The organism is Streptomyces sp. cf386, from assembly GCF_900103585.1.
In the GTDB taxonomy this organism is placed as follows: Bacteria; Actinomycetota; Actinomycetes; order Streptomycetales; family Streptomycetaceae; genus Streptomyces.
In genome coordinates this window covers 193722-218078 of the sequence record NZ_FNHV01000010.1, presented here as the reverse complement: position 1 = coordinate 218078, position 24357 = coordinate 193722, and the positions used below count along the sequence as shown (strand labels likewise).

General features: G+C 71.6%; 21 protein-coding genes and 1 pseudogene. 17 read left to right on the top strand and 5 right to left on the bottom strand.

Annotated elements, in window-relative coordinates:
• Positions 1-60: 60 nt before the first annotated feature.
• The 6 genes from BLU79_RS26060 (at position 61) to BLU79_RS26035 (ending at position 6607) form a co-directional block, all read left to right on the top strand.
• Positions 61-1089, top strand: a complete 1029-nt coding sequence (locus BLU79_RS26060) for a LacI family DNA-binding transcriptional regulator (RefSeq protein ID WP_093908323.1) — start codon at positions 61-63, stop codon at positions 1087-1089.
• The gene (locus BLU79_RS26055) at positions 1086-2606 is read left to right on the top strand and encodes a sugar ABC transporter ATP-binding protein (RefSeq protein ID WP_093908322.1); all 1521 of its coding nucleotides are present in this window, start codon (positions 1086-1088) and stop codon (positions 2604-2606) included. The genes BLU79_RS26060 and BLU79_RS26055 overlap by 4 nt, the downstream gene beginning before the upstream one ends.
• The gene (locus tag BLU79_RS26050; protein WP_093908321.1) at positions 2596-4545 is read left to right on the top strand and encodes an ABC transporter permease/substrate-binding protein; all 1950 of its coding nucleotides are present in this window, start codon (positions 2596-2598) and stop codon (positions 4543-4545) included. The genes BLU79_RS26055 and BLU79_RS26050 overlap by 11 nt, the downstream gene beginning before the upstream one ends.
• Before the next feature lie 114 nt (positions 4546-4659).
• A complete protein-coding gene (locus tag BLU79_RS26045) occupies positions 4660-5562 on the top strand; it encodes a ribokinase (protein ID WP_093908320.1) in 903 nt (300 codons plus the stop codon).
• Positions 5559-5948 (top strand): D-ribose pyranase, encoded by a 390-nt coding sequence (rbsD, locus tag BLU79_RS26040; RefSeq protein ID WP_093908319.1) that lies wholly within the window; start codon positions 5559-5561, stop codon positions 5946-5948. The genes BLU79_RS26045 and rbsD overlap by 4 nt, the downstream gene beginning before the upstream one ends.
• A 260-nt stretch (positions 5949-6208) precedes the next feature.
• On the top strand, positions 6209-6607 hold the full coding sequence (locus BLU79_RS26035; protein ID WP_093908318.1) for a DUF937 domain-containing protein: 399 nt from the start codon (positions 6209-6211) through the stop codon (positions 6605-6607).
• A gap of 95 nt (positions 6608-6702) precedes the next feature.
• Here BLU79_RS26035 and BLU79_RS26030 read toward each other — a convergent pair whose 3' ends face one another.
• The gene (locus BLU79_RS26030; RefSeq protein WP_093908317.1) at positions 6703-7749 is read right to left on the bottom strand and encodes a LacI family DNA-binding transcriptional regulator; all 1047 of its coding nucleotides are present in this window, start codon (positions 7747-7749) and stop codon (positions 6703-6705) included.
• Positions 7750-8092: 343 nt separating this feature from the next.
• Between BLU79_RS26030 and BLU79_RS26025 the strand changes: the two genes are divergently transcribed.
• From BLU79_RS26025 to BLU79_RS26015, 3 genes are read left to right on the top strand one after another with little or no spacing between them, the layout of a single operon-like run.
• Positions 8093-9250, top strand: coding sequence for a Gfo/Idh/MocA family protein (locus BLU79_RS26025; RefSeq protein ID WP_093908316.1), 1158 nt, complete (start codon positions 8093-8095; stop codon positions 9248-9250).
• Positions 9247-10401 carry a dihydrodipicolinate synthase family protein gene (locus BLU79_RS26020; protein ID WP_093908315.1) on the top strand — a complete coding sequence of 385 codons (1155 nt, stop codon included), beginning with the start codon at positions 9247-9249 and terminating at the stop codon, positions 10399-10401. Before BLU79_RS26025 ends, BLU79_RS26020 begins: the two co-directional genes overlap by 4 nt.
• Before the next feature lie 44 nt (positions 10402-10445).
• Positions 10446-11246, top strand: coding sequence for a sugar phosphate isomerase/epimerase family protein (locus tag BLU79_RS26015; RefSeq protein WP_093908478.1), 801 nt, complete (start codon positions 10446-10448; stop codon positions 11244-11246).
• Positions 11247-11536: 290 nt separating this feature from the next.
• Here BLU79_RS26015 and BLU79_RS26010 read toward each other — a convergent pair whose 3' ends face one another.
• The gene (locus tag BLU79_RS26010) at positions 11537-12136 is read right to left on the bottom strand and encodes a DinB family protein (protein ID WP_093908314.1); all 600 of its coding nucleotides are present in this window, start codon (positions 12134-12136) and stop codon (positions 11537-11539) included.
• A 208-nt stretch (positions 12137-12344) separates the two neighbouring features.
• Between BLU79_RS26010 and BLU79_RS26005 the strand changes: the two genes are divergently transcribed.
• From BLU79_RS26005 to BLU79_RS25995, 3 genes are all read left to right on the top strand, one after another.
• Positions 12345-12941: a dihydrofolate reductase family protein gene (locus BLU79_RS26005; protein WP_093908313.1), complete on the top strand. Its 597-nt coding sequence runs from the start codon at positions 12345-12347 to the stop codon at positions 12939-12941.
• 88 nt (positions 12942-13029) lie between these two features.
• Complete coding sequence (locus BLU79_RS26000; protein ID WP_093908312.1) at positions 13030-13962, top strand: bifunctional helix-turn-helix transcriptional regulator/GNAT family N-acetyltransferase; 933 nt, start codon at positions 13030-13032, stop codon at positions 13960-13962.
• A 132-nt stretch (positions 13963-14094) separates the two neighbouring features.
• Positions 14095-14895, top strand: a complete 801-nt coding sequence (locus tag BLU79_RS25995) for a sugar phosphate isomerase/epimerase family protein (RefSeq protein ID WP_093908311.1) — start codon at positions 14095-14097, stop codon at positions 14893-14895.
• Positions 14896-14944: 49 nt separating this feature from the next.
• On the opposite strand, the gene BLU79_RS25990 is transcribed toward BLU79_RS25995, so the two are convergent.
• On the bottom strand, positions 14945-15352 hold the full coding sequence (locus tag BLU79_RS25990) for a VOC family protein (protein WP_093908310.1): 408 nt from the start codon (positions 15350-15352) through the stop codon (positions 14945-14947).
• 122 nt (positions 15353-15474) lie between these two features.
• Here BLU79_RS25990 and BLU79_RS25985 point away from each other — a divergent pair, with 122 nt between their 5' ends.
• The gene (locus BLU79_RS25985; RefSeq protein ID WP_093908309.1) at positions 15475-16746 is read left to right on the top strand and encodes an MFS transporter; all 1272 of its coding nucleotides are present in this window, start codon (positions 15475-15477) and stop codon (positions 16744-16746) included.
• Here the strand turns inward: BLU79_RS25985 and BLU79_RS25980 are convergent.
• A complete protein-coding gene (locus tag BLU79_RS25980; protein WP_093908308.1) occupies positions 16727-17311 on the bottom strand; it encodes an RBBP9/YdeN family alpha/beta hydrolase in 585 nt (194 codons plus the stop codon). The two genes, BLU79_RS25985 and BLU79_RS25980, sit on opposite strands and share 20 nt — an antisense overlap.
• A 51-nt stretch (positions 17312-17362) precedes the next feature.
• On the opposite strand from BLU79_RS25980, the gene BLU79_RS25975 reads away from it, so the two are divergent.
• The 3 genes and pseudogenes from BLU79_RS25975 to BLU79_RS49225 all read left to right on the top strand — a co-directional run.
• Positions 17363-18316: a LysR family transcriptional regulator gene (locus BLU79_RS25975; protein ID WP_093908307.1), complete on the top strand. Its 954-nt coding sequence runs from the start codon at positions 17363-17365 to the stop codon at positions 18314-18316.
• Positions 18317-18527: 211 nt separating this feature from the next.
• The gene (locus tag BLU79_RS25970; RefSeq protein ID WP_177001177.1) at positions 18528-18968 is read left to right on the top strand and encodes a hypothetical protein; all 441 of its coding nucleotides are present in this window, start codon (positions 18528-18530) and stop codon (positions 18966-18968) included.
• A 982-nt stretch (positions 18969-19950) separates the two neighbouring features.
• Positions 19951-20499 (top strand): annotated as a pseudogene (locus BLU79_RS49225) (DnaJ C-terminal domain-containing protein); the annotation flags it as partial.
• A 5-nt stretch (positions 20500-20504) separates the two neighbouring features.
• Here the strand turns inward: BLU79_RS49225 and aroA are convergent.
• Positions 20505-21746 carry a 3-phosphoshikimate 1-carboxyvinyltransferase gene (gene aroA / locus BLU79_RS25960; protein ID WP_093908305.1) on the bottom strand — a complete coding sequence of 414 codons (1242 nt, stop codon included), beginning with the start codon at positions 21744-21746 and terminating at the stop codon, positions 20505-20507.
• Between the two features lie 594 nt (positions 21747-22340).
• Here aroA and BLU79_RS25955 point away from each other — a divergent pair.
• Complete coding sequence (locus BLU79_RS25955; protein WP_093908304.1) at positions 22341-24218, top strand: glycoside hydrolase family 3 protein; 1878 nt, start codon at positions 22341-22343, stop codon at positions 24216-24218.
• Positions 24219-24357 lie beyond the last annotated feature (139 nt).

The window sequence follows — 24357 nt, the reverse complement described above, 5'->3', positions numbered from 1 at the left end:
ACCGAGCCGCGAACGATCCGCATCGACTCCACGAACGATCCACAAGGAGGTGGAGCGGCGATGGCGAGCATCAAGGATGTCGCTGCCGAGGCGGGGGTTTCCGTCGCCACGGTCTCGCGTGTCCTGAACGACCATCCGTCGGTCAGCGCCGAGGCACGCACGCGCGTGCTCGCCGCCGTCGAGACCCTGGGCTACCGCCCGAACGTCGTCGCCCGCTCCCTGCGCACCGACCAGACCCACACCCTCGGCCTGGTCATCAGCGACGTGATGAACCCCTACTTCACCGAACTGGCCCGCTCCGTCGAGGAGGAGGCCCGCGCGCTCGGCTACAGCGTCATCATCGGCAACGCCGACGAGCGGCCCGACCTCCAGGACCACCATGTACGGAACCTGCTGGACCGCCGTATCGACGGTCTGCTCGTCTCCCCCACCGACGGCGGCTCGCCGCTGATGCTGGGCGCCGCGCGCTCGGGGACGCCGATGGTCTTCGTGGACCGGTGGATCCCGGGCGTGGACGTGCCGGTGGTGCGCTCGGACGGACGGGCCGCCGTACGGGATCTCGTGGCGCATCTGCATGGGCTCGGGCACCGGCGGCTCGCGATCATCGCGGGGCCGGCGGCGACCACGACCGGACGCGAGCGCGTGGAGGCCTTCCGGGAGGCGCTCGCCGCGTACGGCCTCGAACTCCCCGACGCCTACATAGGGCAGGGCGACTTCCAGGCCGAGAGCGGGCGGCGGGTCACCGAGGGCTTCCTCGACCTGCCCGAGCCGCCCGAGGTCGTGTTCGCGGCCGACAACCTGATGGCGCTCGGCGCGCTGGACGCCGTACGCGCGCGTGGGCTGCGCGTACCGGACGACATCGCACTCGCCGCGTTCGACGACATCCCGTGGTTCGTGCACACCGATCCGCCGATCACCGCCATCGCCCAGCCGACGGGCGACCTGGGCCGGGCCGCCGTACGGGCCCTGGTCGACCGCATCGAGGGACGGCCCGGCGAGTCCGTCACCCTCCCCGCCCGTCTCGTCGTACGCCGCTCCTGCGGTGAGAACCCCGCCGAGAACCCCGTAACGAACAGGAGCCAGTCGTGAGCAACGCGGACGAGTTGCTGCGCATCGAGGGCATAAGGAAGACCTTCCCGGGCGTGGTCGCGCTGGACAGCGTCGACTTCGATCTGCGCCGGGGCGAGGTGCATGTGCTGCTCGGTGAGAACGGCGCGGGCAAGAGCACCCTCATCAAGATGCTCTCCGGTGCCTACACGCCCGACGCCGGGCGGATCCTGGTCGGCGGTGAGGAGACGCGCATCCACGGTGCCCAGGACTCCGAGCGCCTCGGGATCGCCACCATCTACCAGGAGTTCAACCTCGTTCCCGACCTCACGGTCGCCGAGAACATCTTCCTGGGGCGCCAGCCGCGCCGTTTCGGGATGATCGACCGGGGGCGGATGGAGGCCGACGCCGAGGTCCTACTGAAGCGGGTCGGCGTGAACGTGTCGCCACGCGCGCGTGTGCGTGAACTCGGCATCGCGCGCCTGCAGATGGTCGAGATCGCCAAGGCGCTGAGCCTGAACGCGCGCGTGCTGATCATGGACGAGCCGACCGCCGTGCTCACCTCCGAGGAGGTGGAGAAGCTCTTCGCCATCGTGCGCAAGCTGCGCGAGGACGGCGTCGGGATCGTCTTCATCACCCACCACCTGGAGGAGATCGCCGCCCTCGGTGATCGCGTCACCGTCATCCGCGACGGCAAGTCGGTCGGGCAGGTCCCCGCCCATACGCCCGAGGACGAGCTGGTACGGCTCATGGTGGGGCGCTCGATCGAGCAGCAGTACCCGCGTGAACGGGCCGAGGCGGGAGCCGCGTTGCTCTCCGTCGAGGGGCTCACCCGCGACGGGGTCTTCCATGACGTCAGCTTCCAGGTGCACGCCGGTGAGGTCGTCGGGATCGCCGGGCTCGTGGGCGCCGGCCGTACCGAGGTCGTGCGGGCGCTCTTCGGGGCCGATCCGTACGACAAGGGAGCCGTGAAGGTCTCCGGGGCCGCCCTGAAGGGTCATGACGTGGGCGCCGCCATGACCGCCGGCATCGGGCTGATCCCCGAGGACCGCAAGGGCCAGGGCCTGGTGCTGGACGCGTCCGTCGAGGAGAACCTCGGCCTGGTGACGCTGCGTTCGGCCACGCGCGCGGGGCTCGTCGACCTCAAGGGCCAGCGCGAGGCCGCCGCGCGGATCGCGAAGCAGCTCGGCGTGCGGATGGCGGGCCTCGGACAGCACGTCCGCACCCTGTCCGGCGGCAACCAGCAGAAGGTCGTCATCGGCAAGTGGCTGCTCGCCGACACCAAGGTGCTGATCCTCGACGAGCCCACGCGCGGGATCGACGTCGGCGCCAAGGTCGAGATCTACCAGCTCATCAACGAACTGACGGCAGCCGGTGCCGCCGTCCTCATGATCTCCAGCGATCTGCCCGAGGTCCTCGGCATGAGCGACCGGGTCCTGGTGATGGCCCAGGGCCGGATCGCGGGCGAACTCGCGGCCGACGAGGCCACCCAGGACGCCGTGATGGCCCTCGCCGTCAGCACCCCCACCACTGAGAAGGAGGCCCCCCGTGGCCACTGACACGCTCAAGAGCACGACGGGCGCGAGTGGCGCCTCGGGGCTGCGCCGCCTCCTGCTCGACAACGGCGCGCTCACCGCACTGATCGCCCTGGTCATCGCGATGTCGGCGCTGTCCGGCGACTTCATGACCGCGGACAACCTCCTCAACGTCGGCGTCCAGGCGGCCGTCACCGCCATCCTCGCCTTCGGCGTGACCTTCGTGATCGTCTCGGCGGGCATCGACCTGTCGGTCGGCTCGGTCGCCGCCCTGTCGGCCACCGTCCTCGCGTGGAGCGCCACGTCGGAGGGCGTCCCGGTCTTCCTCGCCGTACTGCTCGCGATCGCCACCGGCATAGCGTGCGGCCTGGTCAACGGCTTCCTGGTGTCGTACGGCAAACTCCCGCCGTTCATCGCGACGCTGGCCATGCTGTCGGTGGCCCGCGGTCTGTCCCTGGTGATCTCGCAGGGCTCCCCCATCGCCTTCCCCGACTCGGTCTCGCATCTCGGCGACACGCTCGGCGGCTGGCTGCCGGTGCCGGTGCTCGTGATGATCGCCATGGGCCTGATCACGGCGTTCGTCCTCGGCCGGACGTACATCGGCCGCTCGATGTACGCGATCGGCGGCAACGAGGAGGCGGCCCGCCTCTCCGGTCTCCGCGTGAAGAAGCAGAAGCTCGCCATCTACGCGTTCTCCGGCCTGTTCGCCGCCGCCGCGGGCATCGTGCTCGCCGCCCGTCTCTCCTCCGCGCAGCCGCAGGCCGCACAGGGCTACGAGCTCGACGCCATCGCGGCGGTCGTCATCGGCGGCGCCTCGCTGGCCGGTGGTACGGGCAAGGCGTCCGGCACGCTGATCGGCGCGCTGATCCTGGCGGTGCTGCGCAACGGGCTCAACCTGCTGTCCGTGTCCGCCTTCTGGCAGCAGGTCGTCATCGGCGTCGTGATCGCGCTCGCGGTCCTGCTGGACACCGTGCGGCGCAAGGCCGGGGCGACCCCGGTGGCCGCGGGCACCTCCCAGGGCGGCAAGGGCAAGCAGGCGGCGACGTATCTCCTCGCGGCCGTGGTCGCGGCGGCGATCGTCGGGGCGACGTCCCTCCTGCACAGCGGCTCCTCGGAGGCGAAGAGCCAGAAGATCGGCCTGTCCCTGTCGACCCTCAACAACCCGTTCTTCGTGTCGATCCGCGCCGGGGCGCAGGAGGAGGCGAAGAAGCTGGGCGTCGACCTGACGGTCACGGACGCGCAGAACGACGCCTCTCAGCAGGCCAACCAGCTGCAGAACTTCACCAGCGAGGGCCTCGGCACGATCATCGTCAACCCGGTGGACTCCGACGCGGTGACCCCGGCGGCGAAGGGCGTGAACAAGTCGGACATCCCGCTGGTCGCCGTCGACCGGGCGGTCAACAACGCCACCACCGCCGCACTCGTCGCCTCCGACAACGTCACCGGCGGCAAGCTCGCCGCCAAGGCGCTCGCCGACAAGCTGGGCGGCAAGGGCACGATCGTGATCCTCCAGGGCCAGGCCGGCACCTCCGCCAGCCGCGAGCGCGGCGCCGGCTTCGCCGAGGGACTGAAGGCCTACCCGGGCATCAAGGTCGTCGCCAAGCAGCCCGCCGACTGGGACCGCACCAAGGGCCTGGACGTCATGACCAACCTGCTGCAGGCCAACCCGGACATCACCGGCGTCTTCGCGGAGAACGACGAGATGGCGCTCGGCGCGATCAAGGCACTCGGCTCCAAGGCCGGCACGTCCGTCCAGGTCATCGGCTTCGACGGAACCGCGGACGGTCTGACGGCCGTCAAGGCGGGCACGCTGTTCGCGTCCGTGGCTCAGCAGCCGACGGAGCTCGGCAGGATCGCCGTGCAGAACGCGGTGAAGGCCGCCAAGGGCGACGAGGTCGAGAAGTCGGTGATGGTGCCGGTGAAGGTGGTCACGAAGGAGAACGTGGCCGGCTTCGCGGGCTGAGGCCGTAGACAGACTGACAGACCGGCGGGCGGGCGGGTCCACTGGGGATCCGCCCGCCGTACGTCATTGCGTGGACCGGGCGTCACAACGGGGACCAATCAGGGGAGCAAGCTCATGTATGACTACGACCTCCTGGTCGTAGGGTCGGCCAACGCCGACCTGGTGATCGGTGTAGAGCGCAGGCCTGGAGCGGGCGAGACCGTGCTCGGCTCCGACCTGGCCGTCCACCCGGGCGGCAAGGGCGCGAACCAGGCGGTCGCTGCCGCCCGGCTCGGGGCCCGTACGGCGCTGCTGGCCCGGGTCGGCGACGACGCGCACGGCCGACTGCTGCTCGACTCGCAGCGGGCGGCCGGTGTCGACACGGTGGGCGTTCTGGTCGGCGGTGCGCCGACCGGCGTCGCGCTGATCACGGTGGACCCGTCCGGGGACAACAGCATCGTGGTGTCGCCGGGGGCGAACGGACGGCTCGCCCCGGCCGACGTCCAGGCCGCCGCGAGCCTCTTCCAGGCGTCGCGCGTGGTGTCGGCCCAGCTGGAGATCCCGCTGGAGACGGTCGTGGAGGTCGTACGGAACCTGGCCGACGACAGCCGCTTCGTCCTCAACCCCTCCCCGCCGCGCCCGCTGCCGAGCGAGGTGCTGGCGGCCTGCGACCCGCTGATCGTGAACGAGCACGAGGCGAAGGTGATCCTCGGCGACTCCACGGTGGGCGAGACGCCGGAGGAGTGGGCGCGGATCCTGCTCGCCAAGGGGCCCCGCTCGGTGGTGGTGACCCTGGGCGCGGAGGGCGCGCTGGTCGCCTCGGCGGAGGGCGTGACACGGGTTCCGTCCGTGAAGGTGGACGCCGTGGACACGACGGGCGCGGGCGATGCGTTCACGGCCGCCCTGGCCTGGAAGCTGGGGACGGGCTCGTCCCTGGCCGAGGCGGCGGCGTACGCGGCCCGGGTCGGGGCGGCCGCGGTCACGAAGGAGGGCGCGCAGGAGTCCTTCCCCACGGCGGCGGAGGTCGAGGCCTCGTGAAGAAGGCCGGAATCCTGAACCGTCACCTCTCCGGCGCCCTCGCCGAGCTGGGCCACGGCGACGGCGTGCTCGTGTGCGACGTGGGCATGCCGATACCCGACGGCCCCCGGGTCGTGGACCTGGCCTTCCGGGCCGGGGTGCCGTCGTTCGCCGTGGTGCTGGACGGCCTGCTGGCCGAGCTCGTGGTGGAGGGCGCGACGGCGGCGAAGGAGACACGGGATGCCAACCCCGCGGCGGCGGCGCTGCTGGACGGGGAGTTTCCCGAGCTGGAGCTGGTCACGCACGAGCGGCTGAAGGAGCTGTCGGCCGGGGCGCGGCTGATCGTACGGACCGGGGAGGCGCGGCCGTACGCGAATGTGCTGTTGCGCTGCGGCGTCTTCTTCTGAGGTCCTGGCCGCAGGTGAGGACCCCGGCTGCAGGAAAGCTTCGAGGGGCCCGGTCCGTCGACCGAGCCCCTCGGGTTTTCCCCTCCAGTCAGGACCCCGCGATCCCCCCGGATCCCCCTCCAGAAGTCCTGATGCCAAGTACGACCGGCGAGGTGGGCGGAGGGTTGTACGGCCTCCGCAGATTTTTTTCCAGGTCCCCCGACGGGCGCGCTCGGCCGCTCAGCGTGCCGAGAAACCCCCGCAGACGTAGCGTTTCAGACATGTCAGAGGTAGACGAAAACCCCCTCACGTCCCTCCAGGACGCCGTACTCGAAGAGCTCGGCGACGACCGGATCGGGGACATCGCGGGGCTGCTGGGCACCGACGAGGCGGGCGCCCGGCAGATGGTCGGTACGACGGTGGCGGCACTGTCCGGCGAGGCCGAGGCGGTCGCGACACCACACGAGGCCCCGCTCACGGGCGTGGCCACACTGGGGGGCTTCGCGACGGGTGGCCTGATGGCCGGTGTGCTGGCCGAGGAGGCCGACTCGGTGGCGGACGCGGTGGCCCGGCACACGGGGCTGGCGCCGGAGGCGGTGTCCCGGGTCGTGGGGATGGTGATTCCGGTGGAGTTGGCGGTGCTCACGAAGCGGGCGGGACGTCACCGAGAGGGCATGTGAGGAACTGGACCAGCTACAGCGGCGGCGGTCAGAGTCAGCCCCACCGGGCGGCGTCCACCCCCGCGGCGGACGCCACCCCCACAACCGAACAACCCCTACGCCCGAGGCCCCCCAGAAGACCCCCGAACCATCAACTCCCCCCGAATCGTCGCGATCCCCCCGGGCGGCGCATCCTCCCGCCCCATCGCGATCCGCCCGGCCCGCGCCCCCGCCTCCGCCAACGGCAACCTCACCGTCGTCAGAGAAGGCACCGCGTCGATGCTGAAGGGCAGGTCGTCGAAGCCGGCCACCGACACGTCGTCCGGAATCCGCAGCCCGGAGTCGCGCAGCGCAGCGCACGCGCCGAGCGCGACGGAGTCGTTCGCCGCGACCACGGCCGTCAGGGACGGGTCCCGGCGCAGCAGCTCCAGCGTGGCCTCGTAGCCGGACTGGCGGTCATAGCGGCCGTACACCGTCCATCGGGGGTCCTCCGAGATCCCGTGCGCTTCCAGCGCCGCCCGATGGCCCTCCAGCCGGTGCCGGGTCGTCGTCCGCTCCTCGGGGCCCGCGATGTAGCCGAGCCGCCGATGCCCGAGCCCGATCAGGTGCTCGGTCAGCTCCCGCCCGCCCCCGCGGTTGTCGAAGGTCAGGGCGATCGCGCCGGTGTCCGGCGCCGGCGGTCGCCCGCACAGCACCACGCGCGTCCCGGCGTCCGCCAGCTTCCGCAGCTTCGCGGCCACCGCCGCCGCGTGCGGTGCGTCCTCCACGGCGCCGCCGGTCAGCACGACCGCCGCGGCCCGCTGCCGCTGCAGCAGGGTGAGATAGGTCAGCTCGCGCTCCGGCGAGCCGCCCGTGTTGCAGACCACCGCCAGCCGCTCACCGCCCGCCCGGCCGCCCGGCCCGCCGATCTCCGACTGGATGGCGCTTGCCATGATCCCGAAGAAGGGGTCGGCGATGTCGTTGACCAGGATGCCGACCAGGTCGGACGTGGCAGCGGCGAGTGCGCTCGCCGGCCCGTTCAGGACGTAGTCCAGCTCGTCCACCGCCCGCAGCACCCGCTCCCGGGTGGTGGCGGCCACGGGGTAGTTCCCGTTCAGCACGCGCGACACCGTCGCGGGGGAGACCTGGGCGCGGGCCGCCACGTCCGCCAGGGTCACCGTCATCTCGTCGTCCTCCGGTCGTGCATCTCGTCGTACACCTCGTTACGTGCTCACGGACAGGCTTGCGCCCACGTACTCACAGACAGGCTTACGCCCGCCTCCTCACAGGCAGGCTTACGCCCACGTAGACAGGCCGCCCACGTCCACGGTTCCGTGTGTGCCGAGCAGACCATACGGCCAACAACCCCCGTTGTTCGTCCCCTCGAACAACTCAGGCTGGTCACGGTCTTGTCCAGACCGCTGCTCAGAGGCTAGCTTCTAATGACATAGAAAGCGCTTGCTGTGACGCTCGCCAGTTGAAAGACAGGGCGTACGCGGCGCAGACCCCGCGTACGAAGGGAACGACGTGACACGCAAGACGGTGCGTATCGCCATGAACGGTGTGACGGGGCGCATGGGCTACCGCCAGCACCTGGTCCGCTCCATCCTGGCCCTCCGCGAGCAGGGCGGACTCGACCTCGGCGACGGCACCGTGCTGTGGCCCGAGCCGATCCTGGTCGGCCGCCGCGAGCACGCGCTGAAGGCGCTCGCCGAGCAGCACGGCCTGGACCCGGAGAACATCTCGACCGACGTCGACGCGGTCCTCGCCGACCCCACCGTCGAGATCTACTTCGACGCGCAGGTCACCTCCGCCCGCGAGGAGGCGATCAAGAAGGCGATCGCCGCCGGCAAGCACATCTACACCGAGAAGCCGACGGCCACCGGTCTGGAGGGCGCCCTGGAGCTCGCGCGCCTGGCCAACGAGGCCGGAATCAAGCACGGCGTCGTGCAGGACAAGCTCTTCCTGCCGGGCCTGCTGAAGCTGAAGCGGCTCATCGACGGCGGCTTCTTCGGCCGGATCCTCTCCATCCGCGGCGAGTTCGGCTACTGGGTCTTCGAGGGCGACTGGCAGACCGCGCAGCGCCCGTCCTGGAACTACCGAGCCGAGGACGGCGGCGGCATCGTCGTCGACATGTTCCCGCACTGGGAGTACGTCCTGCACGAGCTGTTCGGCCGCGTGAAGTCCGTCCAGGCCATCGCCACCACCCACATCCCGCAGCGCTGGGACGAGAACGACAAGCCCTACGACGCCACCGCCGACGACGCCGCCTACGGCATCTTCGAGCTCGACGGCGGTGCCATCGCCCAGATCAACTCCAGCTGGGCCGTGCGCGTCAACCGCGACGAGCTCGTGGAGTTCCAGGTCGACGGGACCGAGGGTTCGGCGGTCGCCGGTCTGCGCAACTGCCGCGTCCAGCACCGTTCCCTCACCCCCAAGCCGGTCTGGAACCCGGACATCCCGGCCACCTACTCCTTCCGCGACCAGTGGCAGGAGGTCCCGGACAACGCCGACTTCGACAACGGCTTCAAGGCCCAGTGGGAGCTGTTCCTCAAGCACGTCTACGCCGACGCCCCCTACCACTGGGACCTCCTCGCCGGCGCCCGCGGCGTCCAGCTCGCCGAGCTGGGCCTGAAGTCCTCGGCCGAGGGCCGCCGTCTCGACGTACCGGAGATCGCGCTGTGACCATCCAACTCCCCGACTTCGAGGGAGGGTTGAGGGCGTACGACCCCCGCCCGGAACCCCTCGCCGTCACTCCGGGCGCGCCCTTCAGCTCCCGTACGGTCTTCTCGGCGGCGCACGTCGTCGCCGACCCCTACGCCGACGTGTCGCCCGACTCGCCCGCCGCCGTCGACTGGGACGCCACCCTCGCCTTCCGCCGCCACCTGTGGTCCCACGGGCTCGGCGTCGCCGAGGCGATGGACACCGCCCAGCGCGGGATGGGCCTGGACTGGGCGGGCGCGGCCGAGCTGATCCGGCGGAGCGCCGCCGAGGCCAAGTCGGTCGGCGGGCTGATCGCCTGCGGTGTCGGCACCGACCAGCTCACCGGCCCGGCGTCCCTGGACGAGGTCCGGGCGGCGTACGAGGAGCAGCTCGCGCTCGTCGAGGAGTCCGGCGCGCGGGCGATCCTGATGGCCTCCCGCGCCCTCGCTGCCGCCGCTTCCGGTCCCGAGGACTATCTGGAGGTCTACGGCCACCTCCTGCGCCAGGCCACCGAGCCGGTGGTCCTGCACTGGCTGGGCCCGATGTTCGACCCGGCGCTGGAGGGGTACTGGGGCTCGTCCGACCTGGACGCGGCCACGGACACCTTCCTGGAGGTCATCGCCGCCCACCCGGACAAGGTGGACGGCATCAAGGTGTCGCTGCTGGAGGCCCAGCGGGAGATCGACATCCGCCGCCGCCTCCCGCAGGGCGTGCGCTGCTACACGGGCGACGACTTCAACTACCCCGAGCTGATCGCCGGCGACGAGAAGGGTTTCAGCCACGCCCTGCTCGGCATCTTCGACCCGCTGGGGCCGCTGGCGGCGGAGGCGGTCCGGGTGCTGGACACGGGGAACGTGCCCGGCTTCCGGGAGCTGCTGGACCCGACGGTCGAGCTGTCCCGGCACCTCTTCCAGACGCCCACCCGTTTCTACAAGACGGGCGTGGTCTTCCTGGCCTGGCTGGCCGGCCACCAGTCGCACTTCACCATGGTCGGCGGCCTCCAGTCGGCCCGCTCCCTCCCGCACTTCGCCCGCGCCTACGAACTCGCCGACGGACTGGGCCTGTTCCCGGACCCGAAGCTGGCCGAGGAGCGGATGAAGAACCTGCTGTCGCTGTACGGAGTGGCCCAGTGAGCACCACGAGCACCACGGATCTCGCCCGTTTCTCCATCAACCAGATGACCGTCAAGCAGCTGTCGATGCCGGAACTGGCCGAGGAGTGCGGCCGGTTGGGCATCGGCAACGTCGGCCTGTGGCGCGAACCCGTCCAGTCGTACGGCCTGGAGGCGACGGCCAAGCTGGTCCGCGACGCGGGCCTGACGGTCACCACGCTCTGCCGCGGCGGCTTCTTCACCGCGATCGATCCGGACGAGCGGGCGAAGGCACTGGACGACAACCGCCGGGCCGTCGACGAGGCGGCGGCGCTGGGCACGGACGTACTGGTGCTGGTGTCCGGCGGCCTGCCCGCCGGCTCCCGGGACCTGCACGGCGCGCGGGAGCGGATCGCCGACGCGCTGGGCGAGCTGGGCCCGTACGCCGAGGAGCGCGGAGTGAAGCTGGCCATCGAGCCGCTGCACCCGATGTACGCCTCCGACCGGTGCGTGGTGTCGACCCTGGCCCAGGCCCTGGACCTCGCGGAACGCTTCCCGGCCCAGCAGGTCGGCGTCACGGTGGACACGTACCACATCTGGTGGGACGACACGGCGCCCGAGCAGATCGCCCGGGCGGGGGCCGGTGGCCGTATCCACACCTTCCAGCTCGCCGACTGGACGACCCCCTTGCCCGAGGGCGTGCTCACCGGGCGCGGTCAGATCGGGGACGGTGCGATCGACATGCGGGAGTGGAAGGGGTACGTGGAGGCGGCGGGGTACACCGGCGCCATCGAGGTCGAGCTGTTCAACGACGGGCTGTGGGCCCGGGACGGGCGCGAGGTGCTCGCGGAGACTGCGGCCCGGTTCGTGGAGCACGTCATCCGGTGACTATGTGCGATCTGTCCCGCATCGGCGTTTTCGTCCGTGCGGGGCAGTTCCATGTCCGGCTCGGTTTGATGAGAGATTCCAACTCAAGGAGTTTCCTGTGAACAAGCGTGCATCAACCGTCACCGCGCTCTCCGCCGTGCACATCGCCGACGGCGCCTGCTGCGCGTCAAGGACGGCAAGACCGTGTCCAAGTCGGTGGGGTTGTTGTCGGCTGACTGGCGATCAGTTGATTCCGGTCTGCTGATCCGCGGAAAAACTTCGCACCACAGCAGGATGTTGGCGTGCTCTCTCTAGGCGTCCCGCTCGATTCCCGCAGCCGCGCGAGCCGCTCGTTCCACCCGCTCCCGGTGTTTCGCCCACCAATCCGCGTCGCCCGGCGCCATGTTGCCGTCCCCGGTGCGCAGTCCGGTGGCCCCGTCGACCAGTTCGCGCACGATGTCCGCGTGGCCCGCGTGGCGATGGGTCTCGCCGATCATGTGGACCAAGGTGCGGTGGAGGGTGAGGTCGATGCGCTCGTCCCCGGGGAGACGGCCGACCGCGTCCAGGGGCAGGGCCTCGATCGTCGCGTCCGAGTGTGCGCACACCCGGCGGTACTGCTCGACGATCTGCTCACGTGTTTCGTCCGCGGTCGCCCACAGGTCCGCGTTCGGCTCGGAGGCGTCGCCGGTGATCCACAGCGGGGGCGCGTCGCAGGGGCGGCCGAAGGTTTCCCCCAGGTAGAGCGCCTCCGCGCCCGTCAGGTGCTTGACGAGGCCGAGCAGGTTGGTGCCGGTGGGGGTCATGGGGCGGCGGATGTCGTACTCGGAGAGGCCGTCGAGCTTCCAGAGGAGAGCGTCCCGGGCGTCCTGGAGGCAACGGCGGAGGTCTGTTTTGGGGTCGGTGAGGGCCATCAGGGCACTCTGCCAGGTGCGTGATCTTCGTTCACCGGGGTTTTCGGTGGGTGACGGGTGCGCTGACTGATGGACTGGCAGGAAGCTGCCCCCTACCGAATCCCTCGTTCCGCGCATAGGACTCCCCCACCGATGAGTTCCGGGCCCCGCCCCGGTCTCCCCTCCGTCCTCACCCGGTTCACCTCACCGAGAAACAGGAGCGCCTCCCATGCGCATCGTCATCACCGAGTTCATCAGCCTCGACGGCGTCGTGCAGGCGCCCGGTGGCCCCCAGGAGGACACCGCCGGCGGCTTCGCGCACGGTGGCTGGTCGCACCCGTACTTCGACGAGGAGGTGCTCGGCGGCGCCTTCGACGCGGGGATGCGGAACGCCGAGGCGCTGCTCTTCGGGCGGCGTACCTGGCAGACCATGGCCGGGGCGTGGCCGGAGCGGGCCGGGGACCCCTTCGCCGACCGGATGAACTCGATCAAGAAGTACGTCGTCTCCAGCACCCTCACCGATGCCGATCTGACCTGGGAGAACACCAGCCTCATCCCCGGTGCCGAGGCCGTCGCCCGGGTGCGGGAGCTGCGGGAGACGCCGGGCGGCGACCTCGCGATGATGGGCAGCCCCACCCTCGTACGGACCCTCATCCAGGAGGGCCTGGTCGACGAGCTCCAGCTCATCGTGATGCCGGTGCTGCTCGGTGGCGGGAAGTCGGTCTTCCCGGCGGATGGCGGGAAGCGGCCGTTCGAGCTGGTCTCCACGACCACCGCCAAGACGGGCGCCCAGGTGTGCGTCTACCGGCCCGCCACCGAGGGGTAGCCGTGCAGGCGCGGGCGTCCTAGGCTCGACATGGCGACATCTCTGACTGAGTCAAACATCTGAGTCAAGCATCCGGGGATCGACGACCATGACCGTCCATGACATCCGCGCCTTCAACCGCTTCTACACGAACGTCATCGGCGCCCTCGACTACAGCCGCCACCTCTACGCCCCGTACACCCTCACCGAGTCCCGCGTCCTGTACGAACTCGCGCACTCCCCGCGTACGGACGCGGCCGACCTGCGGGCCGAGCTCTCGCTGGACGCGGGGTACCTGAGCCGGATCCTGAACAAGTTCGAGCAGGACGGGCTCATCGAGCGCACGGCCTCCCGGCAGGATCCGAGGCGCCGGCGCGTCACGCTCACCGCGCGCGGCCGGGAGACCGGCAAGCTGCTGGAGGAGCGGGCGAACGAATCGGTCGGCTCGCTGCTGTCGACCGTGCCGACGGCCGAACGGCCGCGCCTCGCCGAGGCGATGACGACCGTACGCACCATCCTGTCCCACCGCCGCCCACCCCGCCGCGAGGACGTCCTGCTGCGCGAGCCCGGCCCCGGCGACCTCGGCTGGATCGTGCAGCGAAACGCCGCGCTGTACGCCGCCGAGTACGGGTTCAACGCCGACTACGAGGGGCTGGTGGCGAGGATCGTCGCCGACTTCGCCGAGGACCACGATCCGCACCTGGAGCGGGTGTGGATCGCCGAGCTGGACGGCCGCCCGGTGGGCTGCGTGATGTGCGTCCGGGACGAGGCCCCCGCCACGGCCCGGCTGCGCCTGCTGCTGGTCGAGCCCGACGCCCGCGGCCTCGGCATCGGCGACCGGCTGGTCACCGCGGTGGTCGACTTCGCACGCGGGGTCGGCTACCGCGACCTGGTCCTGTGGACCAACGACGTCCTGGCCGCCGCCCGCCGCCTCTACCAGCGCCACGGCTTCGTCCTCACCGCCGAGAAACCCCACCGCTCCTTCGGCACGGACCTGAACGGCCAGGACTGGCGCCTGGACCTGCACGGCACGACGGAGTGAGGGGCGGGGTCCGGGGCAGGGTCCGGGGCGGGGCGCCGCGGGCCTGCTCAGCCGTATCCCTGCCTGGGACCGCCGCACAGACGCACCCCCGCCGGATGGGCGTCCCCCGGTTTCCCTGGCAAGGTGGGTGGCATGAAACTGGCGTTCTCCACCCTCGGCGTCCCGGGTCTCCCCATCCCCGACGTGCTGCGCCTCGCGACGGCGCACGGGTATCACGGCGTGGAGCTGCGCACGCACCCGGAGGAACCGGTCCACCTGGGCCTCGGGCCCGCTGAACGGGCCGAGGTGGCGGCCGAGTTCAAGGCCGCCGGCGTCGAGCTGCTGGGCCTGGCGGGGTACGTCCGGGTCGCCGCGCCCGGTGACGACGGGCCCGTGATCGAGGAGATGCGCAGGCTCGTCGACCTCGCCCACGACCTCGGCGCCCCCTTCGTCCGCGTCTTCCCCGGCGCCGACCCCGAGCAGAGCCGGCAGTCGGCGGACGCCATCGCCGCGCGGCGGCTGGGTACGGCCGCGGAGTACGCCGCCGACATGGGCGTACGGATCCTGCTGGAGACCCACGACTCGCACCGCACCGCCGCCGACTCGATCCGCGTCCTCGGCCTGGTCGGCCACCGCCATGTCGGTTCGCTGTGGGACGTCATGCACACCTGGCTGGGCGGCGAGCAGCCCTCGGAGAGTTACGCGGCCCTCTCCCCGTACCTCGGCTACGTCCAGGTCAAGGACATCGCCTCCGCCGACGACACGACCCCGATCGCGCTCGGCACCGGAGTACTGCCCCTCGTCGAGTGCGTGGAGATCCTCTCCCGTCACGGCTGGGACGGCTGGCTGTGCTGGGAGTACGAGAAGCGGTGGTACAAGCACGCCGCCCCGCTCGAAGGGCTGCTCGACGCGGGGCGGGACCATCTGTCGCGCCTGCTGAACGAGTCGGCCTAGCCCCCCACGCCGACGGCCGGAGACCGCAGAAGTCGGGCACCCTCCGCCGTCAGGGGAGAGCCACGAGTTCCACCTCGAAGCCGTCGCTGTTCTCCAGGTAGGCCGCGTAGTGCTGCTCCCCGCCCGCATGCGGATGCCGCTCGGGAAACATCAGCGTCCAGCCGTTGCCCACCGCCCGTTCCGCGAGGGTGTCGACGGTCTGCCGGTCCCGGACATGGAAGGCGAGGTGGTTCAGACCGGGGGCGCACCGGTCGTGGCGGGCCGCGGTGAGCGCCGGCGACTGCTCGAAGACGAGGTAGGTGGGGCCGAGGCGCCAGCTGCGCCCGTTCTCCCAGCTCTGGAAGGGCGTGTAGCCCAGCTCGTGCAGGAGCCACTGCCACGGTGCGACGGCCCGTTCCAGGTCCGGCACCCAGATCTCGAGATGGTGCAGCGTTCCCGCCGGCGCTTCGGTGGACACAGGTGACCTTCCTCGGCTGACCTTCCTCAGATCTGCGGAGCATAATTCGCTGGCCCGCGCGCGGACCGCCGTATAGCGTCCCCCCTCATGCCCACCCCCACCCCAGCCCCCGCCATGCCCTCATGACCCTCGCCCGTGCGCTGATCGACGTACGGCCGCTGCGCAGCTCCCCCGTCTTCCGGCGGCTGCTGATCGGGCGGACCGTGTCCGTGCTCGGCGGCTTCATGACCATGGTGACCGTCATGTACCAGGTCTGGGAGATGACGCACAGCGCGATCTGGAGTGGTGCGGTCGGGCTGGCGCAGGTGGTGCCCATGGTGGGGGTGGGGCTGCTGGCCGGGGCCTGGGTGGACCGGGGGGACCGGCGGCGGATCTATCTGGTCGCCACCGTGGGACAGGCGGTGTGTGCGCTGCTGCTCGCAGCGCAGGGCTTCACCGGAGGTGTGCCGGTCGCCGGGATCCTCGCGCTCGTGGCGGCCGGCTCCTGCTTCGGCGCGGTCGGCGGCCCGGCGGCGGGCGTGTTCGTGCCGCGGCTGCTGCCGAAGGAGCAGGTGGCGGCGGGGTTGGCCCTCAACCAGGTCACCGGCCAGGCGATGATGCTGCTCGGTCCGGCGCTGGGCGGGCTGTTCCTCGGCTGGTTCGGCATCGGCGTCTGCTACCTGCTGGACGCCCTGAGTTTCGGCCTCGCCTTCTACGGCGCCTTCGGCCTGCCCGCGCTGCCGCCCGAGGGCGAGCCGTCCCGGGCCGGGCTGCACGGCGTACTGGACGGACTGCGCTTCCTGGCCGGCCACCGGGTGGTGCGCGGCGCGCTGGTCACCGACCTCGCCGCCACCGTCCTCGCCATGCCGGTCAGCCTCTTCCCCCTGATCAACGCCGAACGCTTCGGCGGCAACCCGCGCACCCTCGGCCTGTTCGTCTCCGCCCTCGCGGTGGGCGGTGTCACGGCGACGGCCCTGTCGGGTTCGGTCACCCGGCTGGGCCGCCCCGGCCTGGTGATGCTGTGCGGGTCGGCGACGTGGGGTGTGGCGCTGGCGCTGTTCGGTCTGATGGCCGACCCGTGGGCCGGGCTCGGGCTGCTGGTGGTGGCGGGGGCCGCCGACAGCATGGCGGTGGTGTCGCGCACCACGATCGTCCAGACCCGTACTCCCGACGCCCTGCTGGGCCGGGTCACGGCCGCCGAGCAGATCGTCGGCCAGGGAGGCCCGCACCTCGGCAACGTGCGCGGCGGCCTGATCGCCGGCTGGTCGTCCGGCGCGACCGCCCTCGTCACCGGTGGGCTGCTGTGTGTACTGGCGGTGGCCTACGTCGGGACGAGCACACCGGAACTGCGGGGCGGGGCGGATGCGGTGGACGGGGTGGATAGGGCGGACGCGGCTAGTCCTGACGTGCCGTGAGCCGTGCGGCCGGATCCAGGCACCAGTCCAGTACCGCCGGCCACGGCCCGTACCCGGCATCCAGGTCGAGGTGAGCGGCGCCGGGGAGGACATCGGTCGGGAGGGCGAGCGGGTCGCCGTAAACGGTGTCGGCTCCCTCCTCGCAGTACGGGTCGTCGTCGCCGGCGACCAGGCGGGTCGGGCCGGGGAGCGTGAACTCCAGGGACGGCGGGGCGAATTCGGCGACCTCGGGGTGGCGGGCGAGCACGGCACCGGACGGCGGGGCGACGAGCAGCACCCGGTCCACGGCGGCCGGCCCCGGCAGCCCCCGCGCCACGGCGTGCAGCCACAGCACGGCGGACAGACTGTGCGCGACGACGACCAGCTCCGGCCCGGCGTCGTGCAGCCCACCGAGATGCCGGTCCAACTCGCCCAGCCAGACCTCCAGTTCGGGCTCGTCGGGGTCGGGCAGCTGCGGATAGGCGACCTGATGGCCCCGCTCGGTGAGACGGTCGGCGAGCCAGTGCTGCCAGTGGTCCTTGGGCCGGTGGTTCTGCCAGCCGTGGAGGATGAGGTACGCGGTCATGGCGTCGATGGTTTCCGATCGTCGGCCTACCGGTCCAGTTAATCTTTCCTGGTGGAACAGTTAAGTGAAAGCTTCACCATCGATCTGCGTCGCCTCACCGTGCTGCGCGAACTCCAGCGCCGCGGCAGCCTGGCCCGCACGGCCCAGGCGCTGCATCTGACCCCGTCGGCGGTCTCACAGCAGATCACGGCGCTGGCCCGCGAGGCGGGCGTACCGCTGACCGAGCGGGACGGACGAGGCGTACGCCTCACCGGACAGGCCCGGGTCCTGCTCGCGCACGCCGACCTGATCGCGGCCCAACTGGAGCGGGCGCGGGCCGACCTGGCGGCGTACGGGGAGGGCGGGCGCGGCTCGGTGACGATCGGGTGCTTCTCCAGCGCGATCCTGGGCCTGCTGCCGGGAGCGCTGACGGCCTTGGGCGAGCGCATGCCGCATCTCCGCGTCGATGTCCTGGAGGCCGAGCCGCCGGACCTGTTCACTGCGCTCGACGCGGGCCAGGTCGACATCGCCGTGGCGGTGGACTTCGCGGCGACACCGCCGTACGCGGACCGGCGCTACCACCGGATCGACCTGTGCACGGACGTCCTGGAGGTCGCCGTCCCGGCCGGCCACCCCCTCGCCGACCGCGAGCGCGTCGCCCTGCGGGAGCTGGCCACGGAGCCCTGGATCGTGGGCGACGCGCGCAGCTGTTGCGGCGCGGTGGCGCGGTCGGTGTGCGCGGCGGCGGGGTTCACGCCGGACATCCGGCACGCGGTGAACGACTGGGGCGCGCTGGCGGCGCTGGTGGAGGCGGGGCAGGGCGTGGCGCTGATCCCGCGGCTCGTCCAGCCCCTGTACGCGCATCGCCGTATCGCCCTGCTGGCGACGGGGGGCACACCACCTCCGTCGCGCAATGTCTTCGCGGCCGTACGGACCGGTGCGGAGGGGGATCCGGTCCTGACGACGGTACGGGACCAACTGGCCGCGTCAGCAAGAGAGTTGGGCGAGAGGCGCCAAGGCTCGTAGCTCCCGCCAGTTGTGCAGTTCAGCTCGCGGCACCCGTCACGCCGTCGGCACCCAGGTGAAGGCGGACGGTCCCCGGTCTTCCTCCGCCGCCACCGCCAGGTTCGCCGCGTGCCGGTTTCACGCAACCGGTTATGGCAGCCCTACCCGACCGGCACACTGGTAGCCGCGGAAGGACAGGAAACAGGGGGACAGGATGGCAACGGTCAGGAGTATGCGGCTGGTTGTGTCCGGTGATGCCGATGTCGACCAGGCTGAACTCGACGCGCTCACTTCGCAGTTGAGGCAGCGGCTTCTCGAACTGGACATCGACGACGTACGGTTGGGCCGCTCCGACGGGGCAGCGCCCGAGGGCGCCAAGCCGGGTGAGCTCATCGCGGTCGGCGCCCTCGCCGTGAGCCTCGCGCCCGTGATCCTGCGGCCCGCGCTGCGCCTGATCGAGACCTGGATGCAGAACCGTCCCGTCCGCACGGTGACGGTGGACATCGACGGTCGCATCCTCGAAATCGGCCATGCTTCCAAGGACCAGCAACAGCACCTGCTGGATCTTTATGCGGAGGCGGTGCGGTCAGCTGCGGACGCGAGGTCCAATGACGCGGACGACGAGTCGACCGCCGGCTCGCAGCCACAGGTCGCCCCGGACGCCCAGGAATAGACCGCACATGACCGACTTTCCCCTCGGCACGGGCCGCAGGGACGCCCTCCTCATCGCCACCGGCACCTACGACGACACCACGCTCGGCACCCTGCGCTCCCCCGAGCAGGACTGCGCGGGCCTCGCCGCCGTCCTCGCCGACCCCAGCATCGGCGGCTTCCGTACCGAGCAGGTGAAGGACGCCCAGGCCCACCAGGTGATGCGGGCGATCGAGCGCTTCTTCCTCGACCGCAGCCGCCACGACCTGCTCCTGGTCCACGTCTCCTGCCACGGCATCAAGGACCTCCACGACGGCCACCTGTACTTCGCAGCACGCGACACCGACCGCACCCTGCCCGCCTCCACGGCCGTCCCCGCCGCCTTCCTTCGCGACCGAATGGAACGCTGCCGGGCCACCGTCGTCGTCCTCCTCGACTGCTGCTACAGCGGTGCCTTTCTGCCCGGTGCGAAGGGCGACGACCAGATCCACGTCCGCGAGGAACTCGGCGGCCACGGCCGCGCGGTCCTCACCGCGACCAACCGGGCCGAGTACGCCTGGGAGGGTGAGCACGTCGCGTCGCAGGAACCGCAGCCCTCCCGGTTCACGGGCGCGCTGATCGAGGGGCTGCGCACGGGCACGGCCGACCTCAACCGGGACGGCCGGATCACCGTCACCGAGCTGTACGACTACGTGTACGAGTCCCTGCATCGCGCCGGGACGAAGCAACGGCCGCTGATGTGGGCGGAATTGGAGTACCAGGTCACGATCGCGCGGGCGGTGGGGGCGCAGCGGCGCGCCGCAGCCACCGAAAGCACCGGCATGGCGCCGCCGCCCCCGCAGAACTCCCCTGTCCCGCCCCGGCCCCAGACGCCGCCCCTCCAGCGCACTCTCCCCCAGGAGGGGCCCGATCCACGGCACGGTCCCGCCGCCGGGCCGGGGACCGCGAACCAGACCCCGATGACTGCCGCGGAAGCGGTGATGAGAGCGAAGCTCGATGCCACGTCGCGCACACGCCGGGGCCAGGATGCCCTGATCCGCCTCGAACTCGACCTGGAGGAGACCGCGCTGGGCGCCGTCAGGGAGTTCGAGGTCGACACGGCGGTCGTGTGTCCGACGTGCGGCGGTTCCGGCGAGGCAACGCGCGGATGGCGACTCCACTGCCGTGAGTGCAGGGGCGACGGACGTGTCCGCAGCCGTCGCACCCTCTCCGTCAGGATCCCGGCCGGCGTCAAGAACGGCATGCGGATCCAGCTTGCCGGCGAGGGTGAGGTCGGGCCCGGCGGGGGCCCTGCAGGCGATCTTTACGTCGAGGTCGTGGAACTCCCGCACCAGGTCTTCCAGCGTATGGACGACGACCTGCACTGCACCGTGACCGTCCCGACGGCCACGGCGAAGTCGGGCGGAACGGCCCCTCTGCCGACTCTGGACGGCCAGAGGACCATCCGCATCCCCCCAGGGACCCCCGACGGCCGGACCCTGCGGCTCGCCCAGCTCGGCGCCACGCACCTCAGAGTCGGCGGCCGAGGCGACGTCCTGGTACACATCAAGGTGAGTGACTAACCCGGCAAACCCGCCCGCAACCGTCCGAACGCCTCATGAAACCCGGGGAACGTCTTCCGCACGCACCCAGGGTCGTCGAACGAGACCCCCGGCACCCGAAGCCCGGCCACCGCGAACGACATCACGATGCGGTGATCCCCGTACGACTTGATCTCCGCACCGTCCCCAACAGCCACACCCGGCCGGATCTCGATCCAGTCCGGCCCCGTCGCCACGTCCGCCCCCAGCCGTCGCAGATTCTCCGCGCACGCCTCCAGCCGGTCGCACTCCTTCACCCGCGTGTTCGCCACGTCCTCGATCCGCACCGGCCCGGAGGCGAACGGCGCGATCGCCGCGAGCGTCGGCATGGTGTCGGAGATGTCCCGCATGTTGACGGTGACGCCCCGCAGTTCACCGGTTCCCCGGACCGTCGTGGCCTCCGCGCCCACCGACACCTCGGCGCCCATCCGGCGCAGTACGTCGACGAAGCCCAGGTCGCCCTGGAGCGCGCCCTCGCCGAGGCCGGGGACCGTCACCTCGCCGCCGGTGACGGCCGCCGCCGCGAAGAAGTAGCTCGCGGTCGACGCGTCGGGCTCGACCGCGTATGTCGTGGCGCGGTAGCCGCCGGGCGGGACGACGAAGGCGTCGCCCTCGCGCCGTACCTCCACCCCGAAGGCCCGCATCATCGCGATCGTGATCTCGACGTACGGCACCGAGACCAGGTCGGTCACCGTGATCCGCAGGCCCGTGCGGGTCAGCGGCCCGAGCAGCAGCAGCGCCGTCAGGTACTGCGAGGACTGGCCCGCGTCCAGCGTCACCTCCCCGCCCTCGACTCCGGCCGCCGCGACCGTCAGCGGATGGTGGCCCTCCTGCTGCTCGTGCCGCAGGTCCACGCCGAGGTCGCGCAAGGCGCGGGTCAGCGGGAGCAGGGGGCGGCGGCGCATCTGGGGCGAGGCGTCGAAGCGGAACGTGCCGTGGCCGGCCGCGGCCAGCGTCGGCAGGAAGCGGGCCGTGGTCGCGCCGTCGCGGCAGTAGACGTCCGCCTCGTCGACCGCGGGGCCCTGCGGGCGGCCGTCGACCTGCCAGGTGTCCGGGGTCCGGCCGACCCGGTAGCCGAGCCGGGTCAGCCCTTCGGCGAAGCCCTCCGTGTCGTCGGAGCGGAGCGGCCGTACGAGGGTGGTGACACCGTCGGCCGCCGCCGCGAGGAAGAGGGCGCGGGCGGTGATGGACTTGGAACCGGGGATGTCGACTACGGGCATGCCCTCATGATCGCCCGGCCACCGACTCCGGCGCCGGTACGTCCACGGGATGGACCCGCCCCGGACCGCGCCACCGCGCGTTCGACGCTCAGCCCGCCGCCCGTGCAGCGCCCTGCCCGCCACCTGCTCGACGCCCCGCCCAAAGCCCGTTCGACACTCAGCCCGCTCCCCGCTCCCCGCTCCCCACCCATCGCCCGTTCGCCGCCCCTACCCTCCCCACCCGGCCGGTGCCCCGCCCGCCACCCGCCCCGGGCGCCCACCACCTTGCCCACCCGCCCCCCAGACCCCCACCTCACCAACTTCGCGGATTCCGGCCATCCCGGGAACCCAGCCCCACCCCCGCCCGTCCAACCCGCAAGCTGCCGGAGAGTCACCGTGGCGCGGTGTCGGCCCTCGCTGCTGGCTGCGATCGCTGACCACCCTCTCCGCCGTGCCACGGCCGGCAGCACGCCGTCATCGGCGCGCCCCCCTCCAACTGCGCCGATGGCGGCCCCTTGTTGGTTACGGTTCGTTCCCTTGACTGGCAGAAACTTCCCGGTTATTGGTGACTTCTCGGAAGTTTCCTTCAGCGCACCACCTCCGGAAGGAGCGCACGTGCCCGACACCAGCACGGGAAGCAAGGGAAGCAAAAGAAGCAAGGGAAACGCCGCAACACCTTCGAGACGTACGGTTCTCGCGGCCACCGCCGGCGTCACCACCGCCCTGGGCGTCGCGGGCCCCGCCCACGCCGGATCCCCCACCCCCGACGACCGGAAACTCCGCGCCCTCATCGCCCGGATGACCCTGCCGGAGAAGGTCGGCCAGCTCTTCGTCATGCGGGTCTACGGCCACTCCGCCACCGCCCCCGACCAGGCCGACATCGACGCCAACCTCAAGGAGATCGGCGTCCGCACGGCAGCCGAGCTGATCGCCAGGTACCGCGTGGGCGGCATCATCTACTTCACCTGGGCGCACAACACCCGTAACCCCCATCAGATCGCCGACCTGTCGAACGGCATCCAGCGGGCGTCCCTCACCCAGCCCCGCGGCCTGCCCGTGCTCGTCTCCACCGACCAGGAGCACGGCATCGTCTGCCGCGTGGGCGAGCCCGCCACCCTGTTCCCGGGTGCCATGGCCATCGGAGCCGGCGGCTCGCGCGCCGACGCCCGCACCCTCGGCCGTATCGCCGGACAGGAACTCAAAGCGCTCGGCATCCGGCAGAACTACTCCCCCGTGGCCGACGTGAACGTCAACCCGGCCAACCCGGTCATCGGCGTGCGCTCCTTCGGCTCCGAGCCCGACGCCGTGGCCGACATCGTCGCCGCCGAGGTGGCCGGATACCAGCGATCGCGAACCGACCGGCAAGTCGCGGCCACCGCCAAGCACTTCCCGGGCCACGGCGACACCGCCGTCGACAGCCACTACGGCTTCCCGGTCATCACCCACACCCGCGAGCAGTGGGAGACCCTGGACGCCCCGCCCTTCCGGGCCGCCGTCCGCGCCGGCATCGACTCGATCATGACCGCGCACATCATGGTCCCGGCCCTCGACGACTCCGGCGACCCGGCCACCCTCTCCCGCCCGATCCTCACCGGCATCCTGCGCGAGGAACTGGGCTACGACGGCCTGGTGGTGACCGACTCGCTGGGCATGGAGGGCGTACGGACGAAGTACGGCGACGACCGCGTCCCCGTCCTCGCGCTCAAGGCGGGCGTGGACCAGCTGCTCAACCCGCCGTCGATCGACATCGCGTGGAACGCGGTCCTCAAGGCCGTCCAGGACGGCGAGCTGACCGAGGCGCGGCTCGACGAGTCGATCCTGCGGATCCTGCGGCTGAAGGCGAGGCTGCGGCTCTTCGAGGAGCCGTACGTCAGCCAGGGCGGTGTCGACCGCAACGTCGGCACCCCGTCCCACCTCAGGACGGCCGACCGCATCGCGGAACGGACGACGACCCTGCTGGTCAACAACGGTTCCCTCCTCCCCCTGTCCCGCCGCACCCACCCCAAGCTCCTGGTCGTCGGCGCCGACCCGGCCTCCCCGTCCGGCACGACGGGACCCCCGACCGGCGTGCTCGCCGCCGCCCTCACCGAGCTGGGCTTCACGGCGACCGCCCTGTCGACCGGTACGGCACCCTCCGCCGGCACCATCGCCCGGGCCGTCGAGGCGGCGCGGGAGGCGGACGCGGTGGTGGTCGGGACGTACAACGTCACAGCGAGCAGCACGCAGAAGGCGCTGGTCGAGCAGCTCCTCGCGACGGGGAAGCCGGTGGCGGCGGTGGCGATCCGCAACCCGTACGACGTGGCCCACCTGCCCGCCGTCCCCGCCTACTTGGCCTCCTACTCCTGGACCGACGTCGAACTGCGGGCGGCCGCCCGGGTGCTCGCCGGGCGGGCGGCCCCGCGCGGGAGGCTCCCGGTGCCGGTGCAGCGGGCGGACGATCCGACGCGGGTGCTGTATCCGGTCGGGCACGGGCTGTCGTACGGGAGCAGGTAGCACGCCGTAGCACTTTGGACGTAGAGCCCGTACGCCGCACAACGGGCGCACTCACCCCCAACCGACGCAAAGGACCCCACACGTCTGGCGTGCGCCCTCCGCGACGGGCCACGCTGGACGGGGGTAGTCGGGGGGAGTG

Coding starts and splice junctions, on each gene's coding strand:
- BLU79_RS26060 (WP_093908323.1), top strand. CDS start 61: ATGGCGAGCATCAAGGATGTCGCTGCCGAGGCGGGGGTTTCCGTCGCC.
- aroA (WP_093908305.1), bottom strand. CDS start 21,746: ATGCCCGTAGTCGACATCCCCGGTTCCAAGTCCATCACCGCCCGCGCC.
- BLU79_RS26030 (WP_093908317.1), bottom strand. CDS start 7,749: ATGACGGTGACCCTGGCGGACGTGGCGGCCCGCGCCCAGGTCTCCCCC.
- BLU79_RS25995 (WP_093908311.1), top strand. CDS start 14,095: ATGAAACTGGCGTTCTCCACCCTCGGCGTCCCGGGTCTCCCCATCCCC.
- BLU79_RS26015 (WP_093908478.1), top strand. CDS start 10,446: ATGACCGTCAAGCAGCTGTCGATGCCGGAACTGGCCGAGGAGTGCGGC.
- BLU79_RS25970 (WP_177001177.1), top strand. CDS start 18,528: ATGCGGCTGGTTGTGTCCGGTGATGCCGATGTCGACCAGGCTGAACTC.
- BLU79_RS25980 (WP_093908308.1), bottom strand. CDS start 17,311: ATGACCGCGTACCTCATCCTCCACGGCTGGCAGAACCACCGGCCCAAG.
- BLU79_RS26035 (WP_093908318.1), top strand. CDS start 6,209: ATGTCAGAGGTAGACGAAAACCCCCTCACGTCCCTCCAGGACGCCGTA.
- BLU79_RS25985 (WP_093908309.1), top strand. CDS start 15,475: ATGACCCTCGCCCGTGCGCTGATCGACGTACGGCCGCTGCGCAGCTCC.
- BLU79_RS26045 (WP_093908320.1), top strand. CDS start 4,660: ATGTATGACTACGACCTCCTGGTCGTAGGGTCGGCCAACGCCGACCTG.
- BLU79_RS26005 (WP_093908313.1), top strand. CDS start 12,345: ATGCGCATCGTCATCACCGAGTTCATCAGCCTCGACGGCGTCGTGCAG.
- BLU79_RS26000 (WP_093908312.1), top strand. CDS start 13,030: ATGACCGTCCATGACATCCGCGCCTTCAACCGCTTCTACACGAACGTC.
- BLU79_RS26010 (WP_093908314.1), bottom strand. CDS start 12,136: ATGGCCCTCACCGACCCCAAAACAGACCTCCGCCGTTGCCTCCAGGAC.